Source organism: Lactiplantibacillus paraplantarum, from assembly GCF_003641145.1.
GTDB lineage: Bacteria > Bacillota > Bacilli > Lactobacillales > Lactobacillaceae > Lactiplantibacillus > Lactiplantibacillus paraplantarum.
Genome location: NZ_CP032744.1, coordinates 1,954,960 through 1,970,480, shown reverse-complemented (window position 1 = coordinate 1,970,480; position 15,521 = coordinate 1,954,960). Strand labels below are relative to the sequence as shown.

Sequence of the window (15,521 nt, the reverse complement as noted above, 5' to 3'; positions counted from 1 at the left end):
GGGTCTCAATATGACAATAACTGCAACAGTACAATCGATTGGTACGAATGCCATCGATTCCAAGGAACCAATTCTAGTTCTATTCGATGAAACGGCTACGGCACCATTACAGCAAATCGCGGTGGTTCAAAAATTTGAACAGCCCATCACGAGTCTTTCATTAGTTGCTGGTAGCACCATTACGATCGATCAACAAACTTATACGGTGGTTTTTGCCGGTGGGCTAGTTGAAGCTAATTTAACGTCAATCGGGCACGCGACGTTGTACTTCAAACCAGTACCTGCCAAACCAATGGAAAACGGTATTTATTTGACGCCGAACCAGTTACCAACGATCAAAGTCGGTAGCGTCATTACGTATCAGGCTTAGGGAGGAGGGATTGTTTGAAACCTGATTCACAGAAGCGACGATGGTCAACCCAACGGCTTATTCGGATTTTAGTCATTATTTTGTTAGTATTGACGATCTTCTTTATGGGCAGGCAAGTTGATTGGTTGTTGGACCCGGTCCGGCAATTCTTTAGTATCGTCGGCCTGCCGATTATTTTGGCTGGCGTCTTGTACTACTTGCTTAATCCGCTGGTTGACTGGCTAGAAAAACGTTTTCACGTGCGACGGACTTGGACGATCATTGGGCTATTTATTGTGGTTGTCGCGCTGCTAGCGTTAGGCATTATTGCAATTATCCCAACGATTCGCGACCAAACCTTATCGATCATCAATGACTGGCCTACTTACTGGAAAAATGCCAGCACAGAAGTTAATCGCTGGATCAATGATCCGCAACTCAGTGGTATTCGTGATCAACTCGAGAGCTGGAATACGGACCTCAGTAAGTTGGTGAGTGGTCGCTTTTCGAAGTACTTGACTGGGACGGTGACTTCGCTTACGGGCGTATTCAGCACTGTGACGACCGTCATCATTGGGTTGATAACGATGCCGTTTATTCTTTTCTACCTATTACGCGATGGTCATCAGCTACCCAAGTATATGGCTAAGTTTGTGCCCACCAAGGCACGCTCGGGATTTTTAGAAGTGTTAACGGAAATCAATTCACAAGTCAGTAATTACATTCGTGGTCAATTGACCGTGGCGTTCTTTGTTGCTGTGATGTTTGCGGTCGGGTACAGCATTATTGGACTGAAATTTGCTTTGACGTTAGGAATTGCGGCTGGAATCTTAAATCTGATTCCGTATTTAGGTTCCTTCCTCGCGATGGTGCCCTCGGTGGTGATTGCGTTAGTCACTTCGCCGTGGATGCTGGTCCAAGTTCTGATTGTCTTCGTCATCGAACAAACGATTGAAGGCCGCTTTATTTCACCGTTAGTCCTAGGGAGTAGCTTAGATATTCATCCGATTACGATTCTAGTCGTCTTATTAGCGGCTGGTAAAATCTTTGGGTTGATGGGCGTTATTTTCGGGATTCCGGGCTATGCGATTTTGAAAGTCTTATGGACGCATCTCTTTGACTGGTATCGACGCTCTTCAGGACTATATGAACCAGAAAAAAAGCCATCAGTTGATGATAAGCCTTAAAAATTAGCATATTAGTTGGCTAGTTGCATGAAAGATACGTGGCAGGGCTGCAGTTAGACGAATAAAGCCAAGGAAAAAGGTTCCACAGAAATCTGTCTGATGACAAATCCTGTGGAACCTTTTTATGGTAGTTGTACTGTTAATCATTAATGAGCTTAGTACCGGTTGCCCCTTTACCAGCTCGCCTTTTTAACACCCGGAATTTGACCAGCGTGTGCTAAGCGACGAAAGTTAAGACGGGACATGCCGAACTTACGTAGGTAAGCGTGTGGTCGACCGTCAAGTGAGTCGCGTCGATGAATACGCACGGGCGAGGCATTACGCGGTAATTTTGCTAATTCGGCATAGTTACCAGCAGCCTTAAGCGCTTGGCGCCGTTCAGCATACTTAGCCACAGTTGCTTCGATCCGTTTTGCTTTCGCAATTTTTGATTTCTTTGCCATCTGAATGAGTCTCCTTTATGTCATTAAATTCATGCCATTCGGTAGCAAATTCATTTGGACAATTTAAGTCAGCCTTTAGAACAGTTAATAAGATACCATACCTAAATCGTAACAGCTACTATTTTGTTCGCGATGATATGGTATGATTGAACACACGTCCTTTATATGATGTTGTAGTGGCGAATTCTTAGTCTCAGAGAAGCGCAAAAACATCGGATTGATAGGGGACGGCTGATGATAAAATTAACCAAGGCAAGGTGACACCTGTGAAAAAAATTGACCGCGGCATCCAGTTTGTTCAGGCAAACATTGGCCGCTTTCGGTGCTTAGTTTGTAACCAAGCATATGTGACAATTGACGGCCACAGCTTATGCTGTCCCAATGGGCATCAAGTGGATTTTTCTAAAAAAGGGACGTTGTATTTTTTGACGCATCAGGTTGCTAGTGAATATGATGCCAATATGTTAGCGGCCCGCCGCCGTGTTTTGCAAGCTGGCTTTTTCGGCCCGATTGTTCAGGCCATTAATGCGGCGTTGCCAAAAACGGCGCAACGAATCTTAGATATTGGTAGTGGTGAAGGGACGCCGTTAGCTGACTTGCTGACATTACATGCTAATCCTGCTGATGTTGGGATTGGCTTTGATATTAGTAAAGACGGGGTTAACTTAGCCACCCAATTGACAACATCCGCTTATTATTGTGTGGCAGATTTGGCCCAGTTGCCTTTTACTGATGGGGCGTTTACGGCTATTATGGACGTTTTCTCGCCATCCGCTTACCAAGAGTTTGAACGGGTACTAGCCCCCGGTGGGCAGTTACTGAAGATTGTGCCTAATCCTGAATATTTAGTTGAACTGCGCCACCTGTTATTTAAGCCAACTGATCGCCAATATCAGTATGATAATCAACGTGTGTTAGATCTGTTTGCTCAGCATTATCCAGCTGCTAAGCGGCAACGAATTCAATATCAGGTTGCACTTGATGACATTGACTTTAACGACTTATTAGTAATGACGCCACTGCACTGGGGGGCGGATGCTGAACAATTGACGATTGCTAAACAGCAAGGACTAACCAAGATTACGGTTGATGTGAGTTTACTGACGATGCAAAAAGGTTAACATAGGTGCTTGCATGATTGAAATACCGGTGTTAAGATAACCTTTGAGAAATCGTTTGGTAGTTAACATCGACATGTCGTTGGTGACTACCGAGTTGTACTTCATTAACGTAGCGTTTCGCCGTGCCCACACCGAAATACTACGTTTTTTTGTATTTTCAAAAGGTGTCAGTAACTTGTAAATAGCAATGTTAACGAGAATCGTGCTGATAATATCTTGGTAAGCAATAACGCAGATCATGGATAATCGTTGTTAATCCGTTTGCCGGTGAAGCAACTTAAAAGGCCCTCCAGATCAGTCAAGTAAGACTGATGGAGGGCCTTTGTGTATTGAACGATTAATGTAAACTTGAAGTTGCTTGCTGCTTACGACTGATTAGCCAACCTAAGATGAACCCAATTAGTGCGGGGACACTCCAGCCTAGACCTAGACCGGCAAGCGGTAACCAGGCGTTGAGGTGAAGCAAGGCTTGCAACCAGGACGCTTGCAACCAAGCGGATGGCATGGCGTTAATTCCAGCTAGAATGGCCGGAATCATAGTCCAGGCAGTTGTCATTCCGTATAGCCACCGGGACATCCCAAGCCAAGGGGCTAATACGGCCAGTAGGATTAACACAATGGCGAGCGGGTAAAGAAACATCAGGACTGGGGTTGAATAAGTAATCATTTCAGTTAGCCCAACATTGGCGAGAATGGCCGGAATGAGGCAAGCAAGTGTGATTAGCCAATGATAGGAAATCTTAGGAAACATTCCATGCAACGTATCACCGAAAGCTGAGGTGAGACCGATAGCAGTTTTTAAACAAGCGATAATAACAATTAAAGCCAGTAAGACGTTACCGAATCGACCAAAGTATGCATCGGCAATTTGAGCTAACGTAATGCCCCCGTTTTCAGCTGGGGCAAATCGGCCTAAGCTCATGGTCCCCATAATCGCTAGTAAGCCATAGATGACGGCCATTAGACTCATACTGATCAGGCCGGCCTTGATCGTGTCAGTTGCGATTTGGCCTGGATCGCGTACACCGAGGTCACGAATCGCATCGATGACGACGATGCCAAAGGCTAACGAAGCTAGTGCATCCATTGTATTGTAACCTTCAGTGAATCCAGTTAGAATTGGATGTTTGATATAAGCGCCACTAGCGGCAACGTTCAGTGTCCCCAATGGTTTGATGAGGGCTACGAGTATTAAGGCCCCTAATAATAGTAAAAAGAGGGGGGTGAGCCACTTGCCAACGTAAGTCATGATCTTGCCTGGATTACGAGCGAGGAGCCAGGTGACCACGAAAAAGGCGATTGAGAAGACCAATAAAACCCCAGATTGTGACTTGGCGGTCAAAAAGGGAGCCAGTCCAATCTGAAAGGCGGTGGTTGCTAACCTCGGCATTGCAAATAGTGGGCCGAGAGTAAAATATAGTAGTACGGTGAAAACATAGGCGTAAGGGCGGTTGACATTAGTGGCTAGGTCGAAAACGCCCTGACTACGCGTTAGGCCCATGCCAATGACACCTAGTAACGGGAGCCCAATCCCAGTAATCAATAGGCCGATAATGGCCGCGCCAACGTGTTGACCTGATTGTTGGCCCAAAAAAATTGGAAAAATTAAGTTACCAGCACCAAAAAAGAGTCCAAATAACATGGTGCCAATGAAGAGCAAATTCCGCCCTGATAAACGGTTATGCATGGTATCCCCACTTTCAAATAATCATGGCAATAGTTTAGCATGCTTTGGTGAAGAATTAATTAAAGGTCGGTGAGGGCCCGAGCTAGCGTTGATGCTCAGATTAAGCTGTGCTCAGCATTTTTTCATCAATCAGAATTAATTAGTTAGTACGCGTTGACGTTGTCATTAGCAAGTCTAAAGGCGAAGCACTGGTACCAAGCGTCACGAGTAATTGCCTAAAAGGAGATTGAGATAAAACTAAAAGTGTTCAGTCGCTTGAGAAAAGACTGCTTCTCAAGAAACCGAACACAATTTTTCTGCCAATATTGTCGAAACGTGCGCCAAAAGGTGGCTTGTTCCGCTTAATCCAAATTCGGTGACGATTCCATTTCCAGGAATAATCGCCGAATTTACGTTAATGCTCGCAAGTAGATCACCTTTTGTTCCACTCTCTGGGAGTTACATGCCAAATGCACACAGGCTTGTCTAAGTCGGCACAATTAAGTCACCTTAGTAAAGCCACTGGTACTGAGGGTGATGCTAACCATATGACGAGCATTACTGGTTGGCGACTGTAAACCGTTCCTGATGATGTTGAGGTGCTTCAAGCTCGTCTAAAACGGCGACCGCCATCGTCCCACTATTGGTCACGGATTCACCATCAGCGTTCGTTAGCAACGTATCTTGACCGTATTGAACCGGAGTGGCGGGACCGGTCGTGAAGGTTGCGGCTGGGGAGATGCCCACCCAATCGACGTTGGTGACCGTCCGTAAGAAAGTCAGTTCGGCCAATTGATTTTGCGGAATGGCGACAAAAGCAGCGTTAGCCGGATTACTTTCGATGTCGTGTACGAAGAGGTGCTGATCATCGCCAGTGGTTAAACTACCAGCACCTAGAATAAAGACGAGGCGTGGTCGTTGCTGTTCACGAAGTTGCGCGATGAGCTTAGTTGCGAGATCTACGTGTCGATAAGCTTTGTCCGGACTAGTGGCCATGGCATCCACGACCACATCAACCGCTTGTAATTCGGATAATGTTAGGTCAAACGCATCTTGGGCCTTGGTCTGTAAGTTAGGGTTGGCCGGCAGGGTCGCTAGTTTTGTTTCGGAGCGCCCGATGGCTACAACGGTGTGCCCACGGTCAAGTGCTAGTTTGGTGATGGCTGACCCGGCCATACCGGTTGCCCCAATAATCATAATTTTCATAGATGATTCCTCCTCGGTTTATATCAATTGTTTAGATGAATTATCAGTGCTAATTGTAAGATGTACGGTGATTAGTATAGGAAAGATTAGTTAAGAATGCGAACAATGCGTTTTTTAATTTCAAAATTCGCCGTTGAGTCGGAGACATGGTATGATTAATGTGATTGCTATGAATCAACATGGCACAGAGACTAATATGAATGAGGACGATTATTTTGACAAATCACATTGCGTTATTTGAACCGTTAATGCCGGCTAATACTGGTAATATTGCCCGGACCTGTGCCGGAACGGATACGGCCTTGCATTTAATTGAACCATTGGGCTTCAAAATTGATGATAAGCACCTAAAACGGGCTGGCTTGGACTACTGGGATAGTGTCGATATTACTTATCACGCTGACTTGCAAGACTTTTTAGCTAGTATTCCTAATTTAGATCAGCTGTACTTAGTGTCCAAGTTTGCTGAGCATGATTATGCGGATGTTGATTACAGTGATACCAGTAAGGATCATTACTTCTTATTTGGTAAGGAAACGACTGGTTTACCAGAACCCTTTATGCGCAAGTACCCGGAAAAAGCAATTCGAATTCCCCAAGATGATTCACATATTCGGGCTCTGAATTTATCGAATTCCGCTGCCATCGTGATTTATGAAGCCTTACGCCAACAACAATTTCCGAACCTTGAACGGTCACACCACTATGAAAATGATAAATTGAAGTAACCAGCAAAACGTGCACTAGCGCTAAACGTTAGGGTGCGTTTTTTGATGGGGACGGGGGAACTTGAGTTTGTTATAATGAAGATAGGACTAATTGAGAAAGGATGAACGAAGCGTGGCGCGTAGACAAGCAACAACGAAAAAGCGCCGAACCTCGACGCGTAAGAAGAAGCCGACGGTTGCGGCTAAGCGACAGATGACTGGGAATGTCATTGGCCTGATAGGATTACTGATTACAGTACTAGCCTTGTTGAAAGTTGGATTAGTGGGCATGGTATTTGCAGAGTTTTTCCGAGCTATTGCTGGTAATGCCTACCAGATTTTTGCGGGCTTAACATTACTCGTAATGGGTTACTTAATGATTTTCGGTCGTTGGCCACGGCTGACTTGGCGGTGGTGGGTCGGTGGTAACTTGTTTTTCTTCAGTTACTTATTGTTATTAGAAATCCCAATGTTTAATCAATTAAACCGCCATACTGATTTTTGGCAGATTACTTGGAACCTGATCAAAAATGATTTTAGCAAGGGCGGCATGGCCAGCAATCTTGGTGGTGGCTTAGTTGGTGCTGCTGGGTACAGTATTACTTATCCACTGTTAGCCAATGTTGGGACCATTCTGATTGCACTGATTTTGATGATTGCGAGCGTGTACATCACCTTTAACTTGCCATTTCATAAGACTATGCAAGTATTACGTCAGGGGCTGATACAGTTGGGCCAGCAGTTGCGTGCGGGCTATGAGCAACTTGCCCACGTGATACGGGTTCAAGTGGCGCGCTGGCGTGTGCACCAGCAAGTGCGGGCCAACCAAGCGGCAACCAAACCTGAACCGCAGGCAACCTCGGCAGAACCGCAATCAGCAGTTTCTGCCGCAGCCACCAGTACAACTGCCAAGCCTGTTTCGGCAACTAGTGCAACGCCGGATTCATCAGCAGATTTGAATATTACGGTGGCCAGTGATCGTGATGAGCCACCAGCTAAATCAGTGCCTTCGATGGCGACACCAGATCATGAACAGGAATTACAAGGTACTGAGGTTATGGATGATGCGGACTATCAATTGCCAGAATCGACATTATTGACGAAAATTCCGAAAACGGATCAGAGCGCTGAATATGCAACAATCGAAAGTAACTCACAAAAGTTGACTACTACACTGGCGAGCTTTGGTGTACAGGTTGAAGTGAAAAACGTCAGTTTAGGGCCGTCCGTAACGAAGTATGAATTACATCCAGCAGTCGGTGTCAAGGTCAGTAAGGTCGTTAATTTAGCTGACGACTTGGCGTTGGCACTAGCCGCAAAGGACTTACGAATTGAAGCCCCCATTCCTGGTAAATCATTGATTGGAATCGAAGTGCCGAATAAGCAAATTTCAACGGTGTCGTTTCGAGATATCGTTGAAGCTCAACCGGCGCACCCAACGAAACCGCTGGCAGTACCGTTGGGTCGCGATGTTTCTGGTAATTTAGTTGTCGCGGATTTGTCCAAAATGCCGCACCTACTGATTGCCGGTTCAACGGGGAGTGGTAAGTCAGTAGCCATTAACGTGATGATTACGGGGCTACTGATGAACACGAAACCAAGTCAAGTTAAGTTCATGTTGATTGATCCTAAAAAGGTCGAATTAGGGGTTTACAATGGTATTCCGCATTTGCTGACGCCCGTGGTGACTGAGCCGAAGAAGGCCGCACGGGCATTGCATAAGGTGGTTGCTGAAATGGAACGGCGTTATGAATTATTTGCTGATTCTAAGCAGCGTAATATGCAGGGATATAATCAGTACATTCGCCAACAAAATGCAGCGGATGGACAAAATCGGCCCGTTTTACCGTATATCGTGGTGGTTGTTGATGAATTAGCCGATTTAATGATGGTCACTTCAAGTGAGGTTGAAGATGCGATTATCCGCTTAGGACAGATGGCCCGCGCGGCTGGAATTCATATGATCTTGGCCACACAACGGCCATCGGTAGATGTTATTACTGGGTTGATTAAGGCCAACGTGCCATCACGCATGGCGTTTGCCGTTTCAAGTGGGACGGATTCACGGACGATCATTGATAGTAATGGTGCTGAAAAGCTACTTGGACGTGGGGATATGCTTTACCAGCCAATGGGGATGAATAAGCCATTGCGGGTCCAGGGCGCTTATATTTCTGACCATGATGTTGAAGAAGTTGTTAACTTTATCAAAGCACAGCAGACGGCTGATTACGATGATAGTATGTTGGTCAAAGATGACGAGGCTGATGCCAGTGGTAATGGTGATCCACGTGATGGCGAAGACGAGTATTATGCTGAAGCTGTTGAGTTGGTGACTGACCAACAGTCAGCCAGTGTCTCAATGTTGCAACGGCGCTTTCGCATCGGATATAATCGAGCGGCACGGATTGTCGATGAAATGGAGGAACGCGGCGTAGTTGGGCCTTCTGAAGGAAGCAAACCACGCAAAGTTTATCGCCAGAAGTCGGCCGATGAGGCGCCAGTTCCAGGCGACGATGTCGAACATCGTGTGTAATGAATTAATGAATGACGATACAAACAAATAGGCTTCCAAATGTGTTAGTGTTCTTAGACTTAACACATTGGAAGCTTTTTTAGTGCGCCCTACACCGACTTTCAGGCATTCCTGACAATTGTTGAAACGCGATGGACGCCAATTTAAGCTAAATACTGGTCTTTCCCCACTAACCAAGCCAAAAACGCTTGCATAAGTGGGCTTTTATCGCTGAGTATTGTCCGAAACGCCTTCCAGGCGGCTGAGCGCAATGCGTTCGGTGCCACTGAAACCTGTGCTGGCTAAGCCAATGGACTAATGCCAAGACTACATTAATCCGTTGGCTAGCCCACGCGCAAGTTTCAGACTGGGGGGCTGGGTGACGACGCTCTTTTAACAAGCCGGAATGGCAAAGCAGAACAATATTTATTAGTGACAACTAAAAAGTCAGTCACGATTGCGATTAGCAAACGTAACTGACTTTTTGGTAAGGATTGAAAATTTCATGGTATTGGCCTAGAAAGTGAGTAAACCTAACCCGGATAGGGCAGTCAGCACCAATGAACCAATGGTCGAAATGATCATTAACCAGATAACGATCATCGTAATTTTTTGAAAAGTTGATTTCTTCTTCATTATGTTTGTATGCACCACACTTTACGAGTAATTCTTTCATAGTTTAACGTGGAATCAGATTTTTTTCAATTGAAATTAAAAATAGTCATGGTTTCGTAAATATTCAATGCTAATAATGCAGAGAATAATCGTCCCAAGCATCAGCCAAGTAAAAGCGTGGACGAGACTGGCCCCAGGTAATTTGACGTTCATACCATAAATGCCGCCGATAATCGTTGGAATCGTTAGGACCATGGTGAGTGAAGTTAAGAATTTCATCACATCATTTAAGTTGTTGGAAATGACCGAACCAACTAACTGACTATACTGTTGTAGAATTTGGTTAGTCGTATCAGCCATGTCAGTTGCTTGCTGGGTTTCAATCTTAATGTCATTCGTGAGCGATTGGTGGTGGGGCGCATTAAAATGGGTAACTGAATTCTCGACCGCGTCTAGTGTCGGCGCATTCTGATTAAGGGCAGCTTTGAAGCGAATCAATGATTTCTGATAGGCCATGATTCGAAAGAGTTCCACATTGTGAGTGGCTTGGTTTAAGCGACTTTCCAATGTTGTTGTCCGGTGGTTAATTAGCTCAAGCGCGGTCACAAAGCTGTGTTCGATATACCACATGATAGCTAGAACAAAATCTTCATGGTTATCCAGACTTAATTTGGAGGACGCCGGGTCCATCACAAAATCTTGGATGAAACTGGCCGGATAGTTGCTGACGGTGAGAACAACGTCGTCTACTAAAATCAGAGCAAAGGGATAGACTTGAAATTCCAAATAGCCTAAGTCACTTGTGGTTAGCTTGGGATACTGCATAACGATTAAAATCGGCTGACCGGACTGCGTTGTGGCTAACTGTTCTGCTCGTGAGACCTCCGCATCATCTAGTATGGCCGTCAAGTAATCTTTAGGTAGATCGAATTGGGTCACCAGTTGGTCGATTTCATCGGGGGTTGGTCGTTCAGCGTTGATCCAGTAAGGTTGGTCGTGATGGTCGTCGGGCGTGGTCAAAAGGCCATTTTGGCCAGTCGTGAAATATTGTAACAACGGTCATCCCTCCAATTATAAGTTTATGTTTATTATAGGGCTGTTGTAGATGATTGAAAAGTTTAAGGATAATCTCTATAATTTAATCCGACACTAATGGGGAGGCAAGTACGCATATGCGAGAGTTATGGACCACTTGGTATGGGCAGCTGATTTTCTTGGCCGCAATTTCAATGATCATTTTAGGTGTCAAACGGGTCGCACACCGCGTTTGGCCACATGGTTTAAGGCTGTTAGATTTTTGGCCACCATTTTTAATTGTTTTTACCCACTTTTTGACACTGCAAGCAACGGACAGTTCGCTGGCACCTTATGAAGTGTTATCCTTGATGATTTTGGGGATCGGATTAACCCTCATTGAAGCTGTCGAACGGGGAGAAATCCTGTATTGGCGCTTTTTTAAGCTTTATTGGCGGGGGGCGGAACTGTTGACGCTCGTCGTGTATATTTTGGCATTAGCTAGTCATTTCTTGCTATCGTAAGTAAAAATCCCCCCACCAAGCCCCACCTAACGAAACTAACGTTAGGTGGGGCTTTTTTTGACATTTTGTTAACAATTTGGAAAAGTAACAAAACGGTGTGGTAGGAAGTGGGGGGGTGTGGTAGACTTGAATTATGTTTAATGAAAGGGGTTGATTGGCCGTGGCGTCTAAGATGTTTTTTGGAGAATTTGAACATGCCTTAGATGCAAAAGGGCGGTTAATCATTCCTGCCAAGTTTCGTGAGTTGTTGGGAACGGCATTTGTGATAACGCGTGGTATGGATGGGTGTATTTTTGGCTATCCTGCTGAACGTTGGGCGACACTACAGGCACAGTTGGACGACTTGCCTTTGACGCGTAAGGATGCGCGGGCCTTTGTCCGTTTTTTCTATGCTGCGGCTGCCGAATGTGAATTAGACAAGCAGGGGCGAGTGATGATTCCTACCACGTTGAGACAATATGCGAAGTTGGAAAAGCAATGTGTGATCGTCGGCGTTTCTGATCGGTTTGAAATCTGGGGTGCCGAGCAATGGCAACAGTTTGAGACGGAAACTGAAGCGAACTTCGATGAGCTTGCAGAAAATTTAATTGATTTTTAGAAAAAATAATAATTAGGAAGGGGGCGCACGCGTGGCAACATTTGAACACACAACGGTACTCTTACATGAAGCAATCGCCGCGTTAAACGTCCGGCCGGATGGTGTCTACGTGGATTGTACGTTAGGTGGTGGTGGTCATTCACGAGAAATCTTGCAACAGTTAGGTCCTGATGGTCATCTGTTTAGTTTTGATCAAGATCAAACGGCTATTGACTATAATCAAAGTAATTTAGCACCATATCTTGAACGCGGTCAGGTCACGTTCATCAAAAGTAACTTTGCAAACTTGAAAACCGAATTAAATGCCCGTGGGATTGAACACGTCGATGGTGTGGTTTACGACCTTGGGGTTTCGTCACCACAATTCGATGACGCTGCCCGGGGTTTTTCGTACCAACACGATGCCCCACTGGATATGCGGATGGATCAAAGTCAAGCGCTAACGGCGCAAACGGTCGTTAATACTTGGCCATATGCGGATCTTGTTCGAATCTTTTATCGTTATGGTGAGGAAAAGTTCTCTAAGCAGGTCGCGCGACTAATTGAACGTGAACGAGCAGTACAACCGATTATCACGACTGGTCAATTGGTCGAAATCATTAAGAATGCTATTCCCGCTCGAGCTCGGCGAACTGGTGGACATCCAGCCAAGCGGGTCTTCCAAGCGATTCGAATTGCAGTCAACAATGAGCTGGGGGTCCTTGAGACGTCACTTGAGCAAGCAATTGATCTAATCGATGTCCATGGTCGTGTCAGTGTGATTACGTTCCAATCATTAGAAGATCGATTGGTGAAGACGATTTTTAAAGAACACAGTGATTTACCGGAGTTACCACCTGGTTTACCAGTTATTCCGGCTGAGATGCAGCCAGATTACCGATTGGTCAGTCGTAAGCCAATCGTGCCTAGCGATGCGGAGATTGAGGCTAATCGTCGTGCTCGCAGTGCGAAGTTACGTGCTATCGAACGATTAAAGTTAACGAATAAATAATATTCAGGAATAATTAAAGGAGTGATTAAAATGGCCCAAAATGGATTAGCGCGGGAGTTGCCACAGCAGACTCCTGGCGCAACCACCCCGGTACATAAAACTAAACCCGTTGTGACCCCGAACCCGTCTATTAAGACACAACGGGTCGCATTTTCAATGTTTGAGAAAGTATTGTGTGTTGGCTTGAGTTTGGTGGTTTTTGGTTTAGCCATTATGTTAGTTTCAACGAACATTACGACTGGTAACGCACAAAGTCAGTTACAGACGGTGCAGACAAAAGTAACTAAAGTGCAGGCGAAAAATACGTCGGCCGCACAGGAAATTAGTGAACTTTCAAGTCGAAGCCGTTTAAATAAAATTGCTAAGCAGTACGGGCTATCACTCAATAACGGTAGCATAAGGAATGTTTACAAATGAATAAGAACAAACAACGAATGACTTCGAAACGGTCACCAAAACAAAATCGTAGAATTTTTGGCCAATGGCTATTTTTTGGCGCGATTGCCGTCTTTGGTGTTTTGATCATTCGTTTTTCATATATCGCGATTGTGCGCCACGTTAACGGGGTCAATCTGGTTGAAGCCACTAAGAAATTATATACGGAAGATCAGACGATTACGGCCAAGCGTGGAACCATTTATACGGCCAATGGCGACCCGATTGCTGAAGACACGAGTACTTATACGATTTATGCGATTATGGCGAAAAATCAACAAAGTGCTAGTGGTAAGGCTCTGTATGTTAAAAATAATGTGAAGGCCGCCCAAGTGTTGTCGAAGTATTTACCAATCAGTTACAAAAAGGCCCTTGCAACGTTACAAAAGGGTGCGGGTAAGTTCCAAATCGAATTTGGTACTGCCGGTAAAAACATTTCGTTGACAACTAAGGAAAAAATTGATGCGCAAAACGTAACTGGCCTTCATTTTATTGAATCTGAAGCCCGGCTGTATCCGAATGGGACGTTTGCATCCCACTTGGTGGGGCTAACAACATCTAAAAGTCAAAAGAATACTGATCAAACTCGGTTAACGGGTTCGATGGGAATTGAACTGGCCTTTAACAAGCAATTATCGGGGACTGATGGCCGTAAGACGATTACGAAGAGCGGGTATCAAGGTAGCACCGAGACTGGTAAGAAGGTCAAGGATGGCGATAATATTTATACCACCCTTGATAGTAAGTTACAGACATTACTTGAAACCAAGGTTTCACAAGTGAATGCTAAAGTTTCACCTAAATCGATGACAGCAACGTTGATGAATGCCAAGACGGGGGCGATTTTGGCCACAACGCAACGACCAACATTTAATGCGCAGACTAAGTCAGGATTATCTAAAATGTGGCGCAACTTGCTGGTTGAAGATACTTATGAACCGGGATCAACAATGAAGGTTTTCACGATGGCTGCAGCAATTGACAGTGGTAAGTACAACGCTAACGTGACCGTACCGACCGGTGAATATAAGATTGGCAATAATACCGTTCCCGATTGGAATACGAGTGGTTGGGGCAATATCACTTACGCCAAGGGATTTGCCCTTTCAAGTAATACCGCCATGGCTCACCTTGAACAGACTATGGGAGCCAAGACGTGGCTGAAGTACATTAAACGCTTCGGACTACGTGAAAGTACTAATAGTGGTCTTGACAGTGAGCAAAGTGGATCCATTCAATTCACGTATCCCATCGAACAGGCGGACACGGCCTTTGGTCAAGGAATTCAGGTAACCGCCATGCAAATGCTACGCGGATTCACAGCGATTGCTAATCATGGTAAGATGTTACAGCCGTACTTTATTTCTAAAATTACCAATCCTAATACCAATAAGACGGTTTATACGGCTAAGAAGAAGGTCGTTAGTCAGCCAATTAGTTCGAAGACGGCTAGCAAAGTTCTGGATCATATGCAAGATGTTGTCTATAAGTCATACGGGACCGGGTCATCGTATAAGATCAAAGGGTACCGGATCGCTGCCAAGACTGGGACAGCCCAAGTCAGCAATGGGAGTACTTATGAGCAGGGTGACAATACCTACCTGTACTCAGTTGTGGGAATGGCACCAGCTAAGAATCCAAAGTACATTATGTATATTACGATGAAACAACCAACGCTTAATGGTAGTTCAGCATCGGATGACATGGCAGAAATCTTTGATACGGTAATGAAGCGGGCGTTGGAAGAGCAAAAAGCGAGCGAGACGAAAACGACGACGGTTAAAATGAAGGATTTAACTGGTAAATCAACTAGCGCGGCTGAGCGTGCTGCTAAGAAGCAGGGACTAGACGTCGTAGTTGTTGGTAAGGGTAGTCGGGTCGTCAAGCAGTCGATTTCTTCGGGCACCGTTGTTTCAAGTGGTCAACGGGTCATTTTGGTTACCAATGGTCAGATGTACATGCCAAACTTATCCGGATGGTCAGCGAGTGAAGTTGCAGACTTTGCCACGTTAACGGGAGTTAAACTCACGACTAGCGGGACAGGTTACGTCAAGACGCAAAGTGTGACGGCGGGTAATCCGATTGAAGCAAAGCAGTCAATTAGTGTGACACTGAAGTAGTCCTTATTAAGTCTTAGAATGGAGAATTGT

The 15,521-nt window shown here is 45.2% G+C and carries 16 protein-coding genes; 10 read left to right on the top strand and 6 right to left on the bottom strand.

Going from position 1 to position 15,521, the window contains the following annotated elements; genetic code table 11:
* Window positions 1-10: 10 nt before the first annotated feature.
* Window positions 11-370, top strand: coding sequence for a PTS glucitol/sorbitol transporter subunit IIA (locus LP667_RS09645; protein WP_021732140.1), 360 nt, complete (start codon window positions 11-13; stop codon window positions 368-370).
* A gap of 14 nt (window positions 371-384) precedes the next feature.
* Window positions 385-1,536: an AI-2E family transporter gene (locus tag LP667_RS09640; protein ID WP_021732139.1), complete on the top strand. Its 1,152-nt coding sequence runs from the start codon at window positions 385-387 to the stop codon at window positions 1,534-1,536.
* A 173-nt stretch (window positions 1,537-1,709) separates the two neighbouring features.
* Here the strand turns inward: LP667_RS09640 and rpsN are convergent, their stop codons facing one another.
* On the bottom strand, window positions 1,710-1,979 hold the full coding sequence (gene rpsN, locus LP667_RS09635; RefSeq protein ID WP_021732138.1) for a 30S ribosomal protein S14: 270 nt from the start codon (window positions 1,977-1,979) through the stop codon (window positions 1,710-1,712).
* A gap of 266 nt (window positions 1,980-2,245) precedes the next feature.
* Here rpsN and LP667_RS09630 point away from each other — a divergent pair, with 266 nt between their 5' ends.
* Window positions 2,246-3,100: a methyltransferase domain-containing protein gene (locus LP667_RS09630; protein ID WP_021732137.1), complete on the top strand. Its 855-nt coding sequence runs from the start codon at window positions 2,246-2,248 to the stop codon at window positions 3,098-3,100.
* Here LP667_RS09630 and LP667_RS09625 read toward each other — a convergent pair.
* The 3 genes from LP667_RS09625 to LP667_RS09615 all read right to left on the bottom strand — a co-directional run bounded on the left by LP667_RS09625 (window position 3,077) and on the right by LP667_RS09615 (window position 5,972).
* A complete protein-coding gene (locus LP667_RS09625; RefSeq protein WP_021732136.1) occupies window positions 3,077-3,340 on the bottom strand; it encodes a hypothetical protein in 264 nt (87 codons plus the stop codon). The two genes, LP667_RS09630 and LP667_RS09625, sit on opposite strands and share 24 nt — an antisense overlap.
* 97 nt (window positions 3,341-3,437) lie before the next feature.
* Window positions 3,438-4,787 carry a branched-chain amino acid transport system II carrier protein gene (gene brnQ / locus LP667_RS09620; RefSeq protein ID WP_021732134.1) on the bottom strand — a complete coding sequence of 450 codons (1,350 nt, stop codon included), beginning with the start codon at window positions 4,785-4,787 and terminating at the stop codon, window positions 3,438-3,440.
* Window positions 4,788-5,324: 537 nt separating this feature from the next.
* Window positions 5,325-5,972, bottom strand: a complete 648-nt coding sequence (locus tag LP667_RS09615; protein WP_021732133.1) for an NAD(P)-dependent oxidoreductase — start codon at window positions 5,970-5,972, stop codon at window positions 5,325-5,327.
* Between the two features lie 215 nt (window positions 5,973-6,187).
* Here LP667_RS09615 and LP667_RS09610 point away from each other — a divergent pair, with 215 nt between their 5' ends.
* Complete coding sequence (locus tag LP667_RS09610) at window positions 6,188-6,700, top strand: tRNA (cytidine(34)-2'-O)-methyltransferase (protein WP_021732132.1); 513 nt, start codon at window positions 6,188-6,190, stop codon at window positions 6,698-6,700.
* A 112-nt stretch (window positions 6,701-6,812) separates the two neighbouring features.
* Entirely contained in the window at window positions 6,813-9,215 is a 2,403-nt protein-coding gene (locus LP667_RS09605; RefSeq protein WP_021732131.1) for a DNA translocase FtsK, read from the top strand.
* A 495-nt stretch (window positions 9,216-9,710) separates the two neighbouring features.
* Here the strand turns inward: LP667_RS09605 and LP667_RS09600 are convergent, their stop codons facing one another.
* A complete protein-coding gene (locus tag LP667_RS09600) occupies window positions 9,711-9,830 on the bottom strand; it encodes a DUF4044 domain-containing protein (RefSeq protein WP_021732130.1) in 120 nt (39 codons plus the stop codon).
* Between the two features lie 75 nt (window positions 9,831-9,905).
* Window positions 9,906-10,865 (bottom strand): magnesium transporter CorA family protein, encoded by a 960-nt coding sequence (locus tag LP667_RS09595; RefSeq protein ID WP_021732129.1) that lies wholly within the window; start codon window positions 10,863-10,865, stop codon window positions 9,906-9,908.
* Window positions 10,866-10,981: 116 nt separating this feature from the next.
* On the opposite strand from LP667_RS09595, the gene LP667_RS09590 reads away from it, so the two are divergent.
* The 5 genes from LP667_RS09590 to LP667_RS09570 all read left to right on the top strand — a co-directional run bounded on the left by LP667_RS09590 (window position 10,982) and on the right by LP667_RS09570 (window position 15,491).
* The gene (locus LP667_RS09590; protein WP_021732128.1) at window positions 10,982-11,347 is read left to right on the top strand and encodes a DUF3397 domain-containing protein; all 366 of its coding nucleotides are present in this window, start codon (window positions 10,982-10,984) and stop codon (window positions 11,345-11,347) included.
* Window positions 11,348-11,519: 172 nt separating this feature from the next.
* Entirely contained in the window at window positions 11,520-11,945 is a 426-nt protein-coding gene (mraZ, locus tag LP667_RS09585; protein ID WP_033609554.1) for a division/cell wall cluster transcriptional repressor MraZ, read from the top strand.
* 31 nt (window positions 11,946-11,976) lie between these two features.
* Window positions 11,977-12,936 (top strand): 16S rRNA (cytosine(1402)-N(4))-methyltransferase RsmH, encoded by a 960-nt coding sequence (gene rsmH, locus LP667_RS09580; RefSeq protein ID WP_021732126.1) that lies wholly within the window; start codon window positions 11,977-11,979, stop codon window positions 12,934-12,936.
* Window positions 12,937-12,966: 30 nt separating this feature from the next.
* A complete protein-coding gene (gene ftsL, locus LP667_RS09575; protein WP_021732125.1) occupies window positions 12,967-13,353 on the top strand; it encodes a cell division protein FtsL in 387 nt (128 codons plus the stop codon).
* Complete coding sequence (locus LP667_RS09570; RefSeq protein WP_056988446.1) at window positions 13,350-15,491, top strand: penicillin-binding transpeptidase domain-containing protein; 2,142 nt, start codon at window positions 13,350-13,352, stop codon at window positions 15,489-15,491. Before ftsL ends, LP667_RS09570 begins: the two co-directional genes overlap by 4 nt.
* Window positions 15,492-15,521: the final 30 nt, after the last annotated feature.

Bases quoted from the DNA above. Each gene is read 5' to 3' on its own strand.
- LP667_RS09645 (WP_021732140.1), top strand. From the start codon at position 11: ATGACAATAACTGCAACAGTACAATCGATTGGTACGAATGCCATCGAT.
- rpsN (WP_021732138.1), bottom strand. From the start codon at position 1,979: ATGGCAAAGAAATCAAAAATTGCGAAAGCAAAACGGATCGAAGCAACT.
- LP667_RS09625 (WP_021732136.1), bottom strand. From the start codon at position 3,340: ATGATCTGCGTTATTGCTTACCAAGATATTATCAGCACGATTCTCGTT.
- brnQ (WP_021732134.1), bottom strand. From the start codon at position 4,787: ATGCATAACCGTTTATCAGGGCGGAATTTGCTCTTCATTGGCACCATG.
- LP667_RS09615 (WP_021732133.1), bottom strand. From the start codon at position 5,972: ATGAAAATTATGATTATTGGGGCAACCGGTATGGCCGGGTCAGCCATC.
- LP667_RS09600 (WP_021732130.1), bottom strand. From the start codon at position 9,830: ATGAAGAAGAAATCAACTTTTCAAAAAATTACGATGATCGTTATCTGG.
- LP667_RS09590 (WP_021732128.1), top strand. From the start codon at position 10,982: ATGCGAGAGTTATGGACCACTTGGTATGGGCAGCTGATTTTCTTGGCC.
- mraZ (WP_033609554.1), top strand. From the start codon at position 11,520: ATGTTTTTTGGAGAATTTGAACATGCCTTAGATGCAAAAGGGCGGTTA.
- ftsL (WP_021732125.1), top strand. From the start codon at position 12,967: ATGGCCCAAAATGGATTAGCGCGGGAGTTGCCACAGCAGACTCCTGGC.
- LP667_RS09570 (WP_056988446.1), top strand. From the start codon at position 13,350: ATGAATAAGAACAAACAACGAATGACTTCGAAACGGTCACCAAAACAA.